This window comes from Arthrobacter sp. PAMC25564 (assembly GCF_004798705.1).
Lineage (GTDB): Bacteria > Actinomycetota > Actinomycetes > Actinomycetales > Micrococcaceae > Arthrobacter.
This window is the reverse complement of record NZ_CP039290.1, coordinates 2,051,630-2,067,147: the sequence shown is the minus strand read 5'-3', so window position 1 is coordinate 2,067,147 and position 15,518 is coordinate 2,051,630. Positions and strand designations below refer to the sequence as shown.

Here is a 15,518-nt window from a genome sequence, read left to right as displayed (position 1 = left end):
ATGGCCGGCGAAACGACTTTGACCGTAATTGGCAACCTAACCAACGATCCTGAGTTGCGGTTCACGCCGTCCGGATCCGCGGTGGCCAACTTCACCATCGCGTCCACCCCGCGCACGTTCGACAAGAACAGCAACGAGTTCAAGGACGGCGAAACCCTGTTCCTTCGGGCATCGGTTTGGCGTGAGGCTGCGGAGAACGTCGCCGAATCGCTAACCAAGGGGATGCGCGTCATCGTGTCCGGGCACCTCAAGTCCAGGTCCTATGAAACTAAGGAGGGCGAGAAGCGTACCGTCATCGAACTGGAAGTTGACGAGATCGGCCCGTCCCTCAAGTACGCGAACGCCAAGGTGAACCGGACGCAGCGCTCCGGCGGCCAAGGCGGCGGCCAGGCATCGAGTGGCAACGCTGGCGGCGGCAACTGGGGCGGCAATCAGCCCGCCGCACAGGAAGACCCATGGGCCACGCCCCCGCAAGGCGCCGGCAACGGCGGCGGCTGGGGTAACGGGCCCGACTCCGAACCACCGTTTTAGTCAATCCAAACGAACCAAGGAGATCCAATGTCAGAGTCATACATCAAGGCCGAAATTGTCCGCCCGAAACTCTCCACCATGGATACCTTCGGGCAGTTGTTCGGGTCGCTCGTGGGCCTCGGGATCCGCGTTCTCATCGTGTGGTGGTTCTTCGCCGCATGGTTCCCGGAACTGGGGCTTACGTACTGGCAGCTTGTCCTGCCCATCTACGCGGTCCGCGTACTGATCCTCAAGGGACCACTCGGCCGCGCACTGAAGTAGCCCACCCGCACTACCTACCCCCACCAAGGCCGCCACCGAGCGGCCTTTTTCATGCCCGCGCACGCCAGTAGTAGTAGGAATATTGCTCCTCCTACTACTACTGGCGCCGCATCTGAGAGGAAACCATGACCCACGCCCACGAAATCCAAGCCCGCGAGGGTGTCGCCACGGTCGTCTATACGAAGCCAGATTGCGTCCAGTGCACCCAAACATTCCGGATGCTCGACCGCGCCGGAATCTACTACACCAAGGTCGATGTCAGCCAGGACGAGACCGCCCTGAAGTTCATCAAGGCACTCGACTACATGCAGGCCCCCGTCGTCTACGTCTCCACCATCGACGGGGACGAGCACTGGTCAGGATTCAATCCGGACCTCATCAAGGCCAACATCACGGAACGGGCGGACGTCGCGTGAGGCCAGACGTCTGCTGCTTTCTCTGCCGATCCCAGTTCGGCTGCATGAACAGCAACTGCGACCACCACGTGACCGCCCGGATCGCGGACGACGCTGACGACAAGTCGCGCCAGACCTACCGCAACCCCACACAGGACCAAGCCATCTTCAACGTGATGCGCGAGAAGAGAGACCGACGATGAGCAAGCGCAAGAAGCCCGCCCCAACCCACACAATCCAAGCGTTCTGGCCCGTCATCGGCGCGCCCGTCACGACCATTGATGAGTGCGAGGAACTCCTCACCGATGCCGTCAACGACCTCAACGCCGTAGCCCTACGCCACCGCGCCCACATCACCGGGCCCGGCAAAGGCTACCTCGCACCAGGCCGCGACTTCCCCGGCGCACACGGCGCCAGACAAGTCATCGTCATCGAAGCACCCGCCACACCAATGCCGCCACGCGGATACCACCACACGCCCGGAAGGAACATCACGTGAGCACCGCACTACTTGAGCGCCAGAGCGTCCTGGACGACCTGCTGCTGTTCATGCAGCAGGCCAATAACGAGCTGACCGCCACGGACATGTTCTGCGGCGCCGGCGGATCCTCCACCGGCGCGCTGGAAGTCCCCGGCGTGACGATCAAGACGGCCATGAACCACTGGGCCCGGGCCATCGAGACGCACAACGCCAACCACCCTGAGACGGAGCACGTCTGTGCGGACATTCAGATCACGGACCCGCGCTACATCGCCACCTCGGACATTCTCTGGGCATCCCCCGAGTGCACCAACCACTCGGTCGCTAAGGGCAAGAAGCGCGTCACCAACCAGCACGACCTGTTCGGCGACTCCATCGCGGACGAGGCAGCCGACCGATCCCGCGCCACCATGTGGGACGTGCCCCGCTTCGCCGAATGGCACAAGTACAAGCTCATCATCACCGAGAACGTAGTGGACGCCGCCAAGTGGGTCATGTTCGACGCCTGGCTGATGGCCATGGACGCGCTCGGATACGAGCACCACATCGTCTACATGAACTCGATGCACGCCCAGCTTGGCGGACTCCCCGCGCCCCAGTCGAGGGATCGCATGTACGTGATGTTCTGGCTCAAGGGAAACCGCCGGCCAAACTTTGACCTGCTCATGCCCCTGGCGCATTGCGGGACGTGCGACGAGACGGTGCGCTGCGTCCAGTCATGGAAGAACCCGAACTACCGTTGGGGCCGCTACAAGGCGCAGTACGTCTACCGCTGCCCCAACACGCGCTGCAAGAACGCGATCATCGAACCGGGCTGGCTGCCTGCCGCTTCCGCGATCGATTGGAAACTGCGCGGCCAGCGCATCGGCGACCGCACCAAGCCGCTCGTACCCAAGACCATGGCCAGGATCGCGGCCGGACTCAAGCGCTACCACGGCAAAGCAGTAAGCATCGATGCCGTCCGCGGCGCCGAGATCATCAGCCCCGTACACGCCGAGCCGTTCCAGACCCAGACGACCAGCTACACACGGTCACTGCTCGTGCCGGTGGAAGGCCGGGAAGGGAAGCAGGCACAGCTTGCAAGTGATCCCATGCGGACGCAGACGACCCGGAACGAAACTGGGCTGCTCGCACTGCCGCTGATCATGCGGAACAACTCGAGCCGCGGCAGTGGCGCTGAGATGTCCAAGCCTGCCACGGAGCCGCTGGGGACCATCACGACGGCTGGCCACCAGTCGCTTATCGCGACGCCGGGCAGCCGTCTGCTCATGGAGTACTACGGCAACGGCCAGATGCACCCGGTGTCCAAGGCCATCCCAACGATCAGCACCACCGATCGGTTCGCCATGATCACCACCATGCGCGGCACCTCCCCCGAGCACCTGGCCGCATCAAATGCGCCAACCACGGACCCGTTCGGAACATTCAGCGCAGGCGGCCAGCACCACGCCGTCACCGAGTGGACCGTGCCGGAAATTGAGGATTGCGAGTTCCGGATGCTCGAACCCTACGAGATCAGTGCGGGCATGGCCTTCCCGAAGAGCTACATCATGACCGGCAACAAGCGCGAACAGGTCAAGCAAGCCGGCAACGCGGTAACCCCGCCAGCCGCACGGGACCTGTTCATCGTCGCAGCACTATCGCTATCCGACGCAGGGTCACTGGTGGCGGCCTGAGCGCGGCCTATGGCTCGTCGGGCGAAAGCCTGATCGGCCGGACCTCCACACCGAACCCATGGACCGTATGGTGCGCACCGTGAACGTCAAGCTTGCTAGTCAGGTCGGCCAAAACACAGGCCCCGAGGAGCAGCTCAAGTCCGGCCGCCGGGTTCTGCCGGAACGCGTGCCCTGCTTCAAATCCGGCCGCTTCAGGGTTGTCACTCCCGGCCAGAGAGTTCGCGGCAGCCACTCCGAGATCGTCCGCATCAACTTCAAGGACTCCGTGAACAACGAACTGGAACAAGGCCATGGTTATCCGCTTTCTGCGAGCTCCAGAGACTACTTGGCTAACGGTACTCCCGGGCTAATCCATTTACATCGCGGCCGGCGCCGCCGTGCCAAACAAGAAAGGACCAAAGATGACCGAGCTGGAAGAGAAGGACCAGCGGCAACCATCACGGCCTCGTGACTCACACCGAGCAAGACGTCGCCTACGTCGCCTTTCGGATGATCCAGCCGCACGAACAGATGTGGGGCATGGACTTCCCCAAGGACTACACCGTCCTCGGCACCATGAAGGAACGCACCATGCAAGCAGGCAACGCTGTCACTCCACCAGCCGCCCGCGACCTCGTCGCCTGCATGGCCGACACCCTCACTGCTGCATGAGATCGCTACTCGGTCGCATCGGCGGTCCGGGTTAGATGTTCTTCCTCTTCTCGCCCGAACATGCCGGCAAAGAGCACGAAGAGCACCCCGAGTAAGAGGAGCACGCCCGCAAGGATGAAGAGGTTGACCAAAAAATTGTCCAATTGGGTGACGACTATAGCCAAGCAAAGGGCGAGCCCCACCAGGTTCCAGGCGACGATGCGTTCTCGCCAGACCGTTAGTCCGCGGCGCCACTTGTCTCGCGAAATCTTGGAAGGCGAAAGCCTATCCTCCAGGGCAAGGATCACCAAGAGCGTCGGAATTACTTGCGCGAGCAACCCGGCGGCGTTCACATCAATAGTCATGGCGAAAGCCTAGTCATCCCACCGAAATTTGTGCTCACTGACTGGCGCAATCGGGCCGGGCAATGGCCAGGCCCAAGGATTCCCCGAAGAAAGGACTAGCAATGGCGTGGTTCAACGCCGACGACAAGATGCACTCGCACCCGAAGTCCAGGGCGGCCGGTCTCGAAGCCATCGGCCTCTGGACCCTCGCGGGCACCTACTGCACCGACTACCTCACGGACGGCGCTGTGCCTCTCTGGTTCGTAGAGTCATGGCCCCGCGGTAAGCAACTGGCCGCCAAGCTCATCAGGACGGGCTTCTGGGCGTCTGACGGCGAGGATTACCAATTCCTCTCGTGGGACGAGTACCAGCGCACCAAGGAACAGGTTCTAGCCGCCAAGGAGAAGGCCGCGGAACGCAAAGCGAAGTTCATCGAATCGCAGACCAAGAACAAGTAAGTAACGCAAGCAGAACGCCGTTCCGAAAGCGTTCCGAACGCTGTTCCTCAAATCGTCCAAGACCAAGACCAAGTACTTAATACTCACCTCGTGTGGGCTCTCTCGCCTTTGTGTTGGGGTGCTTTTCAAAGAGGTGGGGAAATAGTTTCCAACCAATCATCGCCTTAGGTGATGCGAGGCTGTGCGATTTTTGGCTGAAAGGAATTTCCATTGACCATCACGGATCAGCAGAGCCGCGCTGTCGCCTACCTGCTCCACGAAATCAGACCGGACTGGGGTGTTGCCTCGCTGGTGTCATTGATCGACAAGCACCGCGACGTCCCAAGCCTGGGCGCCCTGACCATCGCCGCCACCACCAAGGCCATGGAGGCAAGCTGCAAGACGCCGGCGCCGATCTTCCACCCCGGACCACACTGGCCCGCAGCAGCACGGGCCCACCTCTCCAAACCCGAGCCATGCGCCGACCACATCGGCCAAGACGCCCACACCTGCAGATCATGCTGGGCCGACGTCAAAGCCGGGATCCGCCCACAAACCCACATCGGAAAACACCACGAAGCCGTAGCGGATGCTGCGGCTTCTGTCATTGAAGGAGAGTAATGAAATTCAAACTTGGGGATCCCGTCCGCATCATCGCCCGCACATGCCGGTACTTCGACGAGGCCGGCACCATCGTGGACCTCGATGGCAGCCAGCAATTCCCGTTCCATGTCGCAGGTCTTGAGGATGTGCCGCTCTGGTTCGGCCCGGACGAGCTGATATTGGCCGAGCATCAAACTCGGGGCGACCAATGATCCACGCATTCATCCCCGGCATGCCCGTCCCGCAAGGGTCCGTGAACGCCTACCGCGGCCGCATCGTCGCCGTCACCCCGAAGCTGCGGGAATGGCGGCTGAAGATCCGGGCCGGGACCATGGCGCGACACACTGGGCCGCCGCTGGACGGGCCGATCACGGTTCATCTCGTGTTCCATATCACACCACCCAAACGGCCACGCTGGCCGCTCCCGGCAGTCAAGCCGGATTTGGACAAGCTGATCCGCGCCGTCCTGGATTCGTTGTCGACCACCAGGCACCTGGCCGGCGTCATCACCGACGACGCCCGGGTCGTATCCATCACCGCACAGAAGACCTACCACGGGCGCCCCGGCGTCATGGTGACCATTACCAAATCGGAGAGCGCCAATGAGTCTCAGTGACCATGTCCACCAACTGACCAACGAGCACATGACCCAGGCGGACGATGGGTCATTCATCAAAGCCCCGCCGCTGCTGGCTGAGCTGCGGGCTGCAAGCGGATCCAGTCTCGGCGCACAAGGCGGAGGCTCAGGTGGTGCCGGGATGATCGTCAATGCCAAGGCCGTGAAGCTCGAAAACGAGATCAAGGGACGGGCACTCAGCGAACACTTCGAGATGACCGGGAACGAGTACCGCGGCGGGCTCGTCGCACTCCTCCAAGCATGGGCGGTGGCTGCATCCAGTGAATGGCAGCCCTACCTGGAGCGCGTCACGCTCGAATGGATTGATGACATCAGGGCCATGCTCGAATCCAAACGGCCACCGTGGCGCCCATCCATCCCATGCCCGGCCTGTGGTCAGCGGTTCCATGGGCCCGAACGTGAGCCATGCCTCGCCGTCCACTACTGGGACGACGACGCCGAAGCCATCGCGCCGCCGGTACTGTGGGCCGCCAAGTGCGACGGGTGCGCCGCCGAATGGAACGGCGACAACCTGAAGTGGCTCAGGGCCGCAGCCGACACGCCGAATCGTGATGTTGCCGAAGTGGCAGGAGTGAATTAAGCTAAGTCTTGGCGAGGTCACAAGTGGCTTCAAAATCAGGTCGATCTTCGGATCGGCCTTTCGTGTTTAAAGACCGAGGCCCGCACTGACCCCCATACGGTGCGGGCCTCAACAATGACCTGTAGCTCAACTGGCAGAGCAGCCGACTGTTACTCGGCAAGCTTCAGGTTCGACCCCTGATAGGTCAGCGGGGACACAAACGATCCCCCGATATGAGTGATGAAAACGCCACGTCGAGAGACGCGCAAGCCCCGGTGCTCTTCCGCCCGGGGCACACGGCAGTAGAAGAGGCAAGGTGCCAGGGCTGGCTGTAAACCGGTCCACGGTAGGTTCGATTCCTACTGCTGCCACGTGCGCCCTAAGCATGGCCGAAACAACTGCTAGTCCTTGGAAGTCGGCAAGCACATCTTCACTCGTCTCCGCGACCCGCAAGACAAGGCAACCAATCCGGCCACCGTCTCAGGCAAACCGGAAGCACAACCAGAGACCAGATGTAACCCAGTGACCGACACGTAGGAGCTGGGCGAAACGCGGCCAAGAACGAACGCTGGCATTCCCCGGGCCGGACGCAACCGCAGACTTTCAGGAGGTCACGCATGGCGACCTCGCGCACCGGAACATCCCAGTGGAAGAAGCTCCGCGCCAAGGTCCTACACAAGGCCCAAGCACAAGGGCGGACGCAATGCCCATACTGCGGTGTCACGCTCAACTACCAGCAAGGGCTACGTCCCAATAGCGCCGAGGTAGACCACATCATCCCCCACGCCAGGGGCGGCCAAGACGTCGAAGAGAACGCCATTGCTTGTTGTCGCCGCTGCAACCAGTCCAAGGGCAACAGACCAGCGCCACGCACAGCCGTTTTGATGGCTGCGAAACCGCTTCGGACATCGCGGCAATGGTGAGCAAAACCAAATAGAGAGCTCCCGCGACTGCGCTAACAGTCCGGGAGCATGACCGACTTTCAAGGAGTCGATGTGAACATTGTGCCATGCCGCGTCTGCGGGGAACAGTTCAAGCCGAAGACGGCCAGGAACATCTACTGCTCACCGAAGTGCAAGGACCGCGGGAAGCCCAGTGTGAAGTGGCAGGGTGGGACGCTAACGCCGGGAAGAAGTTGCGGACTCTCCGGCTATCGCGGTGGCTGCCGATGCGATGTCTGCCGCGAAGCCCAACGGGTTGCGGTGGCAGGATATGCGGCGCGCAAGACGGCCGAGGATGGGATTCACCCGGCGACAAGGTCAAAACGCAAGAAGACCGGGTATGACCCGAGTCAACTGCCGCGCTGCTCAATCTGCGGCGAGAGGTTGAAGTCAATGCCTCGCGGCACTGAAAGGCCAATGCACAAAGCCTGCCGATCGGTTTCCTCGTTCTACATCGCACCATCCATCCGACGTGAAATATACGAGCGCGACAGATGGACGTGCCAACTATGTCTGCTGCCAGTAGATGCAACACTCCACCATCAAGACAGCTGGGCCGCATCACTGGACCACATCGTGCCCCAGTCGCATCAAGCAACCCCGGACCACTCACCGGAAGCCCTCAGGCTGGCTCACAGATGGTGCAATAGCGCAAGGGGCAACAGCTTGAGCGTGGACGAGAATGAGTTGGCCTCAAGGGCTCGTGAGGCACTCTCGCTGGCAGCCTGAGGGGGTGCGGAGGGCATCCTCCCCGCCGCCCCTTCTTCGCTCCCTCGGCAATAGCTAAAAATCTCCCCCCGAGTCACAGGAGGCCACGCATGGACACCCCTCTCGGCCTTGGTGAGCGCGGCTCTGCGATCTGGCAGGCGATGGCAACGACCGACATTCCGCGCAATGCGCTGGTGCTCGAAGCGGCCCGCACCGCTGACCGCCTGGACGAGCTGGACAACATAATTCAGGGCAAGGGCGTCCTGAACCTGATGCAATTCCGGCTTGACTTCCCAAGTGGTGACGATGAGCCATACATCGTCGAAGTGAAGTTCGCAGCGCCGCTGGCTGAGGCCAGGCAGCAGGCCACCGCACTGGCCGGCATCCTCTCGAAGCTTGCCCCTGCCGATACTAAGGCTGCACCACAGGCAGCCCCGTCGAACCTTCCCTCGAACGTCTCCCCGCTACAGAGGTTGATGCAACAGCAAAAGGCGTAGGTGATGTGTCGTGCTGATCGGTTCGCAGATTGCACGATTCAACACCGCACCATCACCCCGCGGTTACAGCATGGTTCATGCCGACAGGGCGCTTGAGTTTGCAGAGGGCTACAACCACATTGCGGACCCTTGGCAGGCTGAGGCGGTCCGCGCATGGTTGCGCACCGACGACTCGGGATGGTGCTCTTCGACTTGGGGTCTGAGTGTCCCGAGGCAGAACGGTAAAAATGGAGCGCTGGAAATTGTTGAGCTCTACCTTATGGTGGCCCTCAATCTCAAGATCCTGCACACGTCGCACCTGCTGAGTTCTGCCCGTAAGGCGTTCAAGCGCCTCATGCACTTCTTTGGCACGAAGGTCAATGACCCGTATGCGAAGTTCCCGGAGCTGAATGCTCTGGTCAAGGAGATTCGGAAGACTAACGGGCAGGAAGCCATTGAGCTAATCAATGGCGGGTTGATCGAGGTCGGCGCACGCACTGGCGGCGCGGGCCGCGGTAGCTCCTTTGACGTACTCGTGGTTGATGAGGGGCAGGAGTATGAAGAGGATGAGCAGGAGGCCCTGGAGCCCACCACGTCAGCCTCTCCGTCTGGCGATCCTGTCATCATCTACATGGGCACCCCGCCACGGTATCTGTCTGATCGTGGCGCGCCTTTCGTCCGCGTCCGAAACGCTGCCATCACTGGGGCTGACAAGCGGTCTGCATGGGTTGAGCATTCCCCGGCCGGTGACGTGGACAAGATGGACGAGCAAGAGCTTCGGATCTTCACGGCCGACCGCAAGAACTGGTCAGACGGCAACCCGGCTCTCGGTGGCCGCATAAAGCTGCGCACGGTCGAGGGCGAGCAGTTCCGGATGTCGCCGCGGTCCTTTGCCCGGGAGCGGCTGAATATGTGGCCGACGCCTTCAGATATCGGCAAGCTCGCGTTCACTCCTCAAAAGTGGGATGAACTGGCCATCGAGAACCCGGACGCTGAGTGGCCTCTCGCGGCTATCGGAGTGGACATGAATCCGGAGCGCACAAAGGTCTCTATCGGCGTGGCCACATTCTCGGACACTGGCGGCGTGCATCTTGAGCTCGCTGCCGATGCCCCGTTCGATGAGGCGGGCACGACTGCTCTTGTGGATTGGTTATGGACGCGCGCTAAGCGCCGTATTCCTGTGGTGGTCGATGCTTATTCGCCGGCACGTCCGATCATCGAGGCCGCTCTGAAGAATAAGCAGATGCTTGTTCGGATCCTGGATGCCAATGAGTACTCCCAAGCCTGCGTGATGCTGCGCGAGGCCGTGGAGCGCCACCCGGCAATCACGCACTTTGGGCAGGAGCATCTTGATCATTCCGCGAAGAACACTGTGCAGGATCAGATCAAGAATCGTCCGGGCTCTTTCAAGTGGAACCGTCTGAGCCTTGACGTTGACCTGTCCCCCATTGTTTCCATCACGTGCGCGCATTTCGGTGCGCTCAAGTTCGCTAAACGTCGTCGCCAAGCTTCCGAGCGGAAGCAGCGACACGCAATTGTTGGTTAGGGGTGGCGCTGATGGCTGTTGACATTCTTCGGAAGCTTTCGTTTGATGAGTCGGCGGCGTTTTATCGGATGCTGTCTACGATCCGGCGCAAGGGTTCCCGTAATAACCTGCGGGCGGCGTATGTGGAGGATAAGAAGCGTCTGGATCGGATCGGCTTTTCGGTTCCGCCGCACATGATTGATTTTCAGACGCCGATCGGTTGGGCCTCGAAGGGTATCAAGGTTCCGGCGTCCCGGATCCGTCCTGATGGTTTTACGCTTCCCCGCCCGTCCACCCTGCTCGATGAGATCAGTGCGACGTTCGAGGACAACTATCTGAGCGCTGTGGAGCGGATGGCGATTGAGTCGTCTTTGCAGCATTCGGTGGCATTCGTTTTCGTGACCCCGGGTGACACCACCCTGGGTGAGCCTGATGTGATTGTGGCGGCTCGGACGGCGCTTGAGGCGACGGCGGAGGTTGACGCCCGGACTAACCGTGTGACGTTGGCTCTTGAGATGGTCACGCCGCTGAAGGCGCTGCTGTACGTTCCGGGCCTGACGTTGCGTGTTGAGTCTGGCCGTGATGGCTGGATGGTTACGAGCGAGATCCCTAATGCTTCGGGTCTTATTCCTTGCATCCCTTACATCTGGGGTTGGTCACTGTCCCGCCCGTTCGGTCGCTCCAGGGTGACGCGCCCGCTGATGGGTTACATCGACAAGGGTGTGCGGACGATGCTCCGGCAGGAAGTCACTGCCGAGTTCTTCAGTGCCCCGCAGCGGGCACTGCTTGGCGCTGACGAGGCGCACTTTACGGGCCCGGACGGTAAGCGCATTTCCCCGCTTGACGCGCTCATGGGCGGTTTGTGGGCTCTGCCTGACGTGTTCGATGAGGATGAGCAGAAGCTTGTCCGCCCGGACCTGAAGCAGTTGCAGCAGGCGTCTATGCAGCCGCACTCTGAGATGATGCGGACCATCGGATTGATGGTGTCTAGTGAGTTGTCGATCCCGGTTGGTTATCTGGGAATCATTCATGACAACCCGTCGTCGGCTGATGCGATCCTGGCGTCTGAGTCGGACATGATCGCAATGGTTGAGCATGAGGTCGATCTGGGTTACAAGATCGCCCATGAGAAGTTGGCGCGCACGGTCCTTGCTGTGAAGTATGGCGGTGTCACGGATGCCATGGCTGCTGAGTTGCGTGGACTTTCGGCGCATTTTGCGAATGCTGGCACACCTACTCGTGCGGCGCGTGCTGATGCGGCGTTGAAGTACACGACGGCGTTTCCGAATGGTGATCCTGAGGTTGCCATGGAGGAATATGGGCTGTCGAAGTCGCAGATTGAACGGAACCTTGCCTATGTGAAGCGCGCACAGGCCGGGCAGCGACTTGACGCGCTGGTGGCGGCCTCGAAGGCTTCCCCTGCTCCCGTGTTTAGTGCTGGCGGTTAGCCATGGCCGATCCGGTCATTGAGCAGTTCCGTGCCGCTAATGCCGGGCTGTCGAAGCTGGTCCGCGATGAGCTTGCGGGGTTCTTCGGAACACTGGACCTTGCCAAGCCTGAAGCGGTGCGGGATGCGCTGCTTGAGTTCGTTCCGTTGCTGGTGTCCGAGTATGGGCCGGTCGCCGAGTCGCTGGCGCTGGACTACTACGAAGAGATGCGGGCGGCATCCGGCGCGTCCGGCGCGTTCCGGGCGATGGCTGGGGCTGGCGGCATCCCTACTGGGGCGGTCGAGTCCAAGGTGCGATACCTTGCCGGCCAACTCTGGACCCCGGACCCGGCGTCGATGCTTGGCGGGCTGCTAAGTGCTGTTGATAAGTACGTGAAGCAGCCGGGCCGGGATGCGGTCTCCTACAACGCCAAGCGTGAAGGTGTTGCGTGGGCTCGGGTTCCGACCGGCGCGAAGACATGTGCGTTTTGCCTCGTGCTGGCATCGCGGGACGCAGTTTTTCACTCCAAGCAGTCGGCTGGTGACAGGCGCGGAACCGGCAAGGGCGATGCTTTCCACGGCGACTGTGATTGTTCAGTTGTCCGCATATCGAAGGCGTCTGACTATCCCAAGGGGTATCTGCCGGACAACTACTACGACATGTACACGAGCGCGACTGATGACAACAGCCCAGAGGTTGCGGCATTCCTTGAATCGCTACCTCCTGGCGACAAGAACAAACAGTTGAAGGCCGCCGTGTTTTCCATGCGCCGCAACTTCCCCAACGCCGTCAAAGACGGCGTCCATACCCACTAGCCGCCCCAAGCGGCCCATATTTTCCCTTCCGTGCGATGCGGGCAGGGTTTTTCGCCGTGCGATGCGGCAACCACTGAAGGAGTCAAGCAATGACCGAAGAAGAGATCGCAGCAAAGGCCGCCGCCGATGCCGAAGCGAAGGCCGCGGCTGATGCTGCTGCTGCTGCCGAAGCCGCAAAGGCTGACGAGAAGCTAGGCGAGGGTGGCATCAAGGCGCTGAAGGCCGAGCGCGAAGCTCGGGAAGCTGCCGAGAAGCGCGCCGCTGAGGCTGAGGCCAAGATCCAGGCCGCCGAGGATGCCAAGCTGTCCGACATCCAGCGCGCCCAGAAAGAGCGGGACGATCAGGCGGCCGAGAACGCGAAGCTCAAGGCCACCAACGCCCGCCTGTCTGCACTGGCAACCCATCCGGTCCCGGAAGAGTACCGGGATTTGGTGACGGGGACGGACGAGGCCAGCTTCCTCGCGTCCGCCAAGAAGATCTCCGAGCTCTACGCCCGCGCTGAGGGTAAGCCTCTGAAGGGCTCCCCGGTGCATGACTCCGGCAACCGCAATGGCGACACCAACCCGGCTGGCGGCTCTCTCGCTGCCGGTCAGGCCCTGTACGAAAGTCGCAAGAAGAAATAGCACTTCGATATCCCGAGGAGGGATCAAATGGACATCACCGTGAAGCGTGAGACCTTCGGCCAGGACAACCAGTCTTGGCTTGGATCTGCACATGGCACCAATGCCGCGCAGACCATCACTTTGGACGTTTCGACGTTCACTAAGGCAACCCACTACCCGGATGGCTACCTGAAGTCGGGCATCCCGCTGCAGAAGCTTGCTGGCGGCAAGTACGGACTGTGGCTGACCACCAAGGAGCTTGCCGGGTTCCTGTTCACTGGCGTTTCCGCTCCGGCCTCTACCGCCACCCCGGTGGCTGCTGCGCTGCTTGAGCATGGCCGCGTCATTGAGGCCAAGCTGCCCGTTCCCGTCGATGCTGGTGGCAAGACTTCTGCCGCTGGCCGCATCATCTTCGCCTAAGGAGGCGCACCATGGCACTTGTTCTTTCCAGTGATTACATCACTCCTACGGAGCTGACCGGTTATGTTCGGACGGCCCTGGCTGACCTGCCGCAGAACTCGTTCGGGCTGTCTGCTTACCTGCCTGACGTGATGGTAAATGACATCGACTTCCGCGCATCGGTTGGCGGTGGCGGCCTTGCGAAGGCTGCTAAGTACCGCTCGTGGGATGCTGAGTCTCCGATTTCTGGCCGGGTTGGTGTTGACCGCATCAGCGGCTCGATTCCGCCCATCTCGGTCAAGCGTCGCCTTGGCGAGTTCGACCGGCTCAAGATGCGCGGCATCAGCACGGCAATCGTTGACGCGATCCTGAACGATGCAGTGGATCTCGCCAAGGAGATTCACGCCCGCGCCGAAGTTGCCCGAGGTCAGGCGATCTCAGAAGGCAAGGTCACTCTCAACGAGAACGGCCTTGTCCTTGAGGCTGATTTCCAGCGCAAGGCATCCCACACGCAGACCGCTGCAACGAAGTGGAACGCCGGCGGATCCAAGCCTCTGGATGACCTGCTGGCATGGCAGACGGAGTACGTCAAGACCAACGGTGTCCGTCCCGGCGCGATGCTGACCAGCCAGGACGTGCTCAGTTCGCTGATGCGCAACTCTGATGTGCGCGCCCTCTGCCTCCCGGCTGGCGCGACTCAGCAGATCGTCACGGTTGATGCCATCAACGCAATGCTGATGTCCTTCGGCCTCCCGCCCGTGTCGCTCTATGAGGCGCAGATCCAGGACGATGCCGGGGCTGCTAAGGCAATCATCGATGCCAAGAAGGTCGTGTTCCTCCCGGGCGCCGGCCAGAAGCTTGGCGAGACCCTTTGGGGCATCACTGCCGAGTCGCTGGATGCTGAGTATGGTGTCGATTCCGTTGATGCGCCCGGTGTCGTTGTCGGCTCCTATTCGGATCAGGATCCGGTTGCACTGTGGACCAAGGCGTCTGCTGTCACTCTGCCGGTTCCGGCGAACACGAACCTGACGCTTTCCGCAACGGTTCTGTAGTTGACCGCTGGGCGGCGTCCGGGCTTATGCCTGGGCGCCGTTCGGCCCCAATCTTTAGGAGTCAAGGTGGCAACTTTCGCCGCGCATGTAATTGTCCATGGCGAGACTGGCCCGGTGCAGTTTGCCCCGGGTGATGAGCTTCCCGAGTGGGCTGATGGCCTTGTTGGGGATCATGTTCTCACCGCTGAGCCCGAGTCGGAATCTGTGACTGACGATGACGCAGATGAAGGCGACGATGAGCCCGAGACCGCAGATGCAGCGGAAGATCCCGCCGCCGACGAGGTTGACGACGCCGAACCCGAGCCCGAGTCTGCCGCCCCTGACTTCACTGCTGCGGCCCCGCGCCGTGGCCGTCCCCGGAAGTAGGCACCATGGCCGCCGACTATGCGACACTGGCGGATCTGAAGGCGCACTGGCCCGGGCTGCCTTTCGAGGATGACGCCGCCGCAACTCAGAAGCTCCACGAGGCGTCCATTGAGGTTTGCGGCAATTACCCGGACCTTGATGCACGAATCCTCGCCGGGACTATGGACCCTGATATTCCGAAGCTCGTTGTCTGTCGGATGGTCAAGCGGTCCATGGATGTCTCAACCGAGGCGCCGACTGCCGGTTTTGAGTCGGTCCAGTTCGGGACTGGTCCGTTCTCCATGGGCGGCAAGGTGCTCAACCCTGATGGCAACGTTTACTTGTCTGCCGCCGACAAGCGACTGCTGGGCAAGTCCCGTCCGCAGCGTAAAGCCTGGACTATTCCAATGGGGGTCTGATGGGTTACGCCTTCGCGCTCCCGGGTGATTATCACGTGCCGGGCCAGTCGCTTGTGAAGCGTTTCCCGCGCTCGTGGCTGACCTCTGTGACCGTGCTGCGGGGCGGCGGTAAGGATGCTAAGGGTAATCCGCTGCCGGTGCAGGAAATTACCGTGACGGGCTGTCTCTTGGCTCCCCGCGCAACTGCTGACCCGCTGGACCGTTCCGACGTCGTAAGTAGCACAGCCGTGCTTTATCGGGATCCCGGCTTCACGT

The 15,518-nt window shown here is 61.5% G+C and carries 24 protein-coding genes and 2 tRNA genes; 25 read left to right on the top strand and 1 reads right to left on the bottom strand.

Annotated elements, in window-relative coordinates; translation table 11 throughout:
• The 8 genes from E5206_RS09525 to E5206_RS09495 all read left to right on the top strand — a co-directional run bounded on the left by E5206_RS09525 (position 1) and on the right by E5206_RS09495 (position 3,995).
• On the top strand, positions 1–531 hold the full coding sequence (locus tag E5206_RS09525; RefSeq protein WP_136322280.1) for a single-stranded DNA-binding protein: 531 nt from the start codon (positions 1–3) through the stop codon (positions 529–531).
• A 27-nt stretch (positions 532–558) separates the two neighbouring features.
• Positions 559–792 (top strand): hypothetical protein, encoded by a 234-nt coding sequence (locus tag E5206_RS09520; protein WP_136322279.1) that lies wholly within the window; start codon positions 559–561, stop codon positions 790–792.
• A 125-nt stretch (positions 793–917) separates the two neighbouring features.
• Entirely contained in the window at positions 918–1,208 is a 291-nt protein-coding gene (locus tag E5206_RS09515; protein WP_136322278.1) for a glutaredoxin domain-containing protein, read from the top strand.
• A gap of 44 nt (positions 1,209–1,252) precedes the next feature.
• Positions 1,253–1,390, top strand: a complete 138-nt coding sequence (locus E5206_RS19255) for a hypothetical protein (RefSeq protein ID WP_168709301.1) — start codon at positions 1,253–1,255, stop codon at positions 1,388–1,390.
• The gene (locus E5206_RS09510) at positions 1,387–1,686 is read left to right on the top strand and encodes a hypothetical protein (RefSeq protein WP_136322277.1); all 300 of its coding nucleotides are present in this window, start codon (positions 1,387–1,389) and stop codon (positions 1,684–1,686) included. Before E5206_RS19255 ends, E5206_RS09510 begins: the two co-directional genes overlap by 4 nt.
• Positions 1,683–3,344 (top strand): DNA cytosine methyltransferase, encoded by a 1,662-nt coding sequence (locus E5206_RS09505; protein WP_240690084.1) that lies wholly within the window; start codon positions 1,683–1,685, stop codon positions 3,342–3,344. Before E5206_RS09510 ends, E5206_RS09505 begins: the two co-directional genes overlap by 4 nt.
• Before the next feature lie 79 nt (positions 3,345–3,423).
• On the top strand, positions 3,424–3,795 hold the full coding sequence (locus E5206_RS09500; RefSeq protein WP_136322276.1) for a hypothetical protein: 372 nt from the start codon (positions 3,424–3,426) through the stop codon (positions 3,793–3,795).
• On the top strand, positions 3,792–3,995 hold the full coding sequence (locus E5206_RS09495) for a DNA cytosine methyltransferase (RefSeq protein ID WP_136322275.1): 204 nt from the start codon (positions 3,792–3,794) through the stop codon (positions 3,993–3,995). The genes E5206_RS09500 and E5206_RS09495 overlap by 4 nt, the downstream gene beginning before the upstream one ends.
• A 5-nt stretch (positions 3,996–4,000) precedes the next feature.
• Here E5206_RS09495 and E5206_RS09490 read toward each other — a convergent pair whose 3' ends face one another.
• Positions 4,001–4,339: a hypothetical protein gene (locus E5206_RS09490; RefSeq protein WP_136322274.1), complete on the bottom strand. Its 339-nt coding sequence runs from the start codon at positions 4,337–4,339 to the stop codon at positions 4,001–4,003.
• Positions 4,340–4,440: 101 nt separating this feature from the next.
• On the opposite strand from E5206_RS09490, the gene E5206_RS09485 reads away from it, so the two are divergent.
• The 17 genes from E5206_RS09485 to E5206_RS09415 all read left to right on the top strand — a co-directional run bounded on the left by E5206_RS09485 (position 4,441) and on the right by E5206_RS09415 (position 15,263).
• Positions 4,441–4,776: a hypothetical protein gene (locus tag E5206_RS09485; RefSeq protein ID WP_136322273.1), complete on the top strand. Its 336-nt coding sequence runs from the start codon at positions 4,441–4,443 to the stop codon at positions 4,774–4,776.
• A gap of 210 nt (positions 4,777–4,986) precedes the next feature.
• Entirely contained in the window at positions 4,987–5,376 is a 390-nt protein-coding gene (locus E5206_RS09480) for a hypothetical protein (RefSeq protein ID WP_136322272.1), read from the top strand.
• The gene (locus tag E5206_RS09475) at positions 5,376–5,570 is read left to right on the top strand and encodes a hypothetical protein (protein WP_136322271.1); all 195 of its coding nucleotides are present in this window, start codon (positions 5,376–5,378) and stop codon (positions 5,568–5,570) included. The genes E5206_RS09480 and E5206_RS09475 overlap by 1 nt, the downstream gene beginning before the upstream one ends.
• A complete protein-coding gene (locus tag E5206_RS09470; protein ID WP_136322270.1) occupies positions 5,567–5,974 on the top strand; it encodes a RusA family crossover junction endodeoxyribonuclease in 408 nt (135 codons plus the stop codon). The genes E5206_RS09475 and E5206_RS09470 overlap by 4 nt, the downstream gene beginning before the upstream one ends.
• Positions 5,961–6,575: a hypothetical protein gene (locus E5206_RS09465; RefSeq protein WP_136322269.1), complete on the top strand. Its 615-nt coding sequence runs from the start codon at positions 5,961–5,963 to the stop codon at positions 6,573–6,575. The genes E5206_RS09470 and E5206_RS09465 overlap by 14 nt, the downstream gene beginning before the upstream one ends.
• A gap of 115 nt (positions 6,576–6,690) precedes the next feature.
• Positions 6,691–6,763, top strand: a tRNA-Asn gene (locus E5206_RS09460).
• Between the two features lie 89 nt (positions 6,764–6,852).
• Positions 6,853–6,925 (top strand) — tRNA-OTHER (locus E5206_RS19250).
• Positions 6,926–7,171: 246 nt separating this feature from the next.
• Complete coding sequence (locus E5206_RS09455) at positions 7,172–7,477, top strand: HNH endonuclease (RefSeq protein ID WP_136322268.1); 306 nt, start codon at positions 7,172–7,174, stop codon at positions 7,475–7,477.
• An 836-nt stretch (positions 7,478–8,313) separates the two neighbouring features.
• Positions 8,314–8,700 (top strand): hypothetical protein, encoded by a 387-nt coding sequence (locus E5206_RS09450; protein ID WP_136322267.1) that lies wholly within the window; start codon positions 8,314–8,316, stop codon positions 8,698–8,700.
• Positions 8,701–8,710: 10 nt separating this feature from the next.
• Positions 8,711–10,225, top strand: coding sequence for a hypothetical protein (locus E5206_RS09445; protein WP_136322266.1), 1,515 nt, complete (start codon positions 8,711–8,713; stop codon positions 10,223–10,225).
• Positions 10,226–10,236: 11 nt separating this feature from the next.
• Positions 10,237–11,652 (top strand): phage portal protein, encoded by a 1,416-nt coding sequence (locus tag E5206_RS09440; protein ID WP_136322265.1) that lies wholly within the window; start codon positions 10,237–10,239, stop codon positions 11,650–11,652.
• A gap of 2 nt (positions 11,653–11,654) precedes the next feature.
• Complete coding sequence (locus E5206_RS09435) at positions 11,655–12,446, top strand: hypothetical protein (RefSeq protein ID WP_136322264.1); 792 nt, start codon at positions 11,655–11,657, stop codon at positions 12,444–12,446.
• Between the two features lie 89 nt (positions 12,447–12,535).
• Positions 12,536–13,069: a hypothetical protein gene (locus E5206_RS09430; protein WP_136322263.1), complete on the top strand. Its 534-nt coding sequence runs from the start codon at positions 12,536–12,538 to the stop codon at positions 13,067–13,069.
• A gap of 27 nt (positions 13,070–13,096) precedes the next feature.
• Complete coding sequence (locus E5206_RS09425) at positions 13,097–13,468, top strand: head decoration protein (RefSeq protein ID WP_136322262.1); 372 nt, start codon at positions 13,097–13,099, stop codon at positions 13,466–13,468.
• A gap of 11 nt (positions 13,469–13,479) precedes the next feature.
• Complete coding sequence (locus E5206_RS09420) at positions 13,480–14,499, top strand: major capsid protein (protein WP_136322261.1); 1,020 nt, start codon at positions 13,480–13,482, stop codon at positions 14,497–14,499.
• Between the two features lie 204 nt (positions 14,500–14,703).
• Positions 14,704–14,865: a hypothetical protein gene (locus E5206_RS19245; RefSeq protein ID WP_168709300.1), complete on the top strand. Its 162-nt coding sequence runs from the start codon at positions 14,704–14,706 to the stop codon at positions 14,863–14,865.
• A 5-nt stretch (positions 14,866–14,870) separates the two neighbouring features.
• Positions 14,871–15,263: a hypothetical protein gene (locus tag E5206_RS09415; RefSeq protein WP_136322260.1), complete on the top strand. Its 393-nt coding sequence runs from the start codon at positions 14,871–14,873 to the stop codon at positions 15,261–15,263.
• Positions 15,264–15,518 lie beyond the last annotated feature (255 nt).

Excerpts from the sequence above, each read along its gene's own strand:
- E5206_RS09510 (WP_136322277.1), top strand. The coding sequence starts at position 1,387 with ATGAGCAAGCGCAAGAAGCCCGCCCCAACCCACACAATCCAAGCGTTC.
- E5206_RS09455 (WP_136322268.1), top strand. The coding sequence starts at position 7,172 with ATGGCGACCTCGCGCACCGGAACATCCCAGTGGAAGAAGCTCCGCGCC.
- E5206_RS09425 (WP_136322262.1), top strand. The coding sequence starts at position 13,097 with ATGGACATCACCGTGAAGCGTGAGACCTTCGGCCAGGACAACCAGTCT.
- E5206_RS09415 (WP_136322260.1), top strand. The coding sequence starts at position 14,871 with ATGGCCGCCGACTATGCGACACTGGCGGATCTGAAGGCGCACTGGCCC.
- E5206_RS09465 (WP_136322269.1), top strand. The coding sequence starts at position 5,961 with ATGAGTCTCAGTGACCATGTCCACCAACTGACCAACGAGCACATGACC.
- E5206_RS09490 (WP_136322274.1), bottom strand. The coding sequence starts at position 4,339 with ATGACTATTGATGTGAACGCCGCCGGGTTGCTCGCGCAAGTAATTCCG.
- E5206_RS09435 (WP_136322264.1), top strand. The coding sequence starts at position 11,655 with ATGGCCGATCCGGTCATTGAGCAGTTCCGTGCCGCTAATGCCGGGCTG.
- E5206_RS09440 (WP_136322265.1), top strand. The coding sequence starts at position 10,237 with ATGGCTGTTGACATTCTTCGGAAGCTTTCGTTTGATGAGTCGGCGGCG.
- E5206_RS09470 (WP_136322270.1), top strand. The coding sequence starts at position 5,567 with ATGATCCACGCATTCATCCCCGGCATGCCCGTCCCGCAAGGGTCCGTG.
- E5206_RS09430 (WP_136322263.1), top strand. The coding sequence starts at position 12,536 with ATGACCGAAGAAGAGATCGCAGCAAAGGCCGCCGCCGATGCCGAAGCG.
- E5206_RS09520 (WP_136322279.1), top strand. The coding sequence starts at position 559 with ATGTCAGAGTCATACATCAAGGCCGAAATTGTCCGCCCGAAACTCTCC.
- E5206_RS19255 (WP_168709301.1), top strand. The coding sequence starts at position 1,253 with ATGAACAGCAACTGCGACCACCACGTGACCGCCCGGATCGCGGACGAC.
- E5206_RS09485 (WP_136322273.1), top strand. The coding sequence starts at position 4,441 with ATGGCGTGGTTCAACGCCGACGACAAGATGCACTCGCACCCGAAGTCC.
- E5206_RS09515 (WP_136322278.1), top strand. The coding sequence starts at position 918 with ATGACCCACGCCCACGAAATCCAAGCCCGCGAGGGTGTCGCCACGGTC.
- E5206_RS09420 (WP_136322261.1), top strand. The coding sequence starts at position 13,480 with ATGGCACTTGTTCTTTCCAGTGATTACATCACTCCTACGGAGCTGACC.
- E5206_RS09450 (WP_136322267.1), top strand. The coding sequence starts at position 8,314 with ATGGACACCCCTCTCGGCCTTGGTGAGCGCGGCTCTGCGATCTGGCAG.
- E5206_RS09525 (WP_136322280.1), top strand. The coding sequence starts at position 1 with ATGGCCGGCGAAACGACTTTGACCGTAATTGGCAACCTAACCAACGAT.
- E5206_RS09475 (WP_136322271.1), top strand. The coding sequence starts at position 5,376 with ATGAAATTCAAACTTGGGGATCCCGTCCGCATCATCGCCCGCACATGC.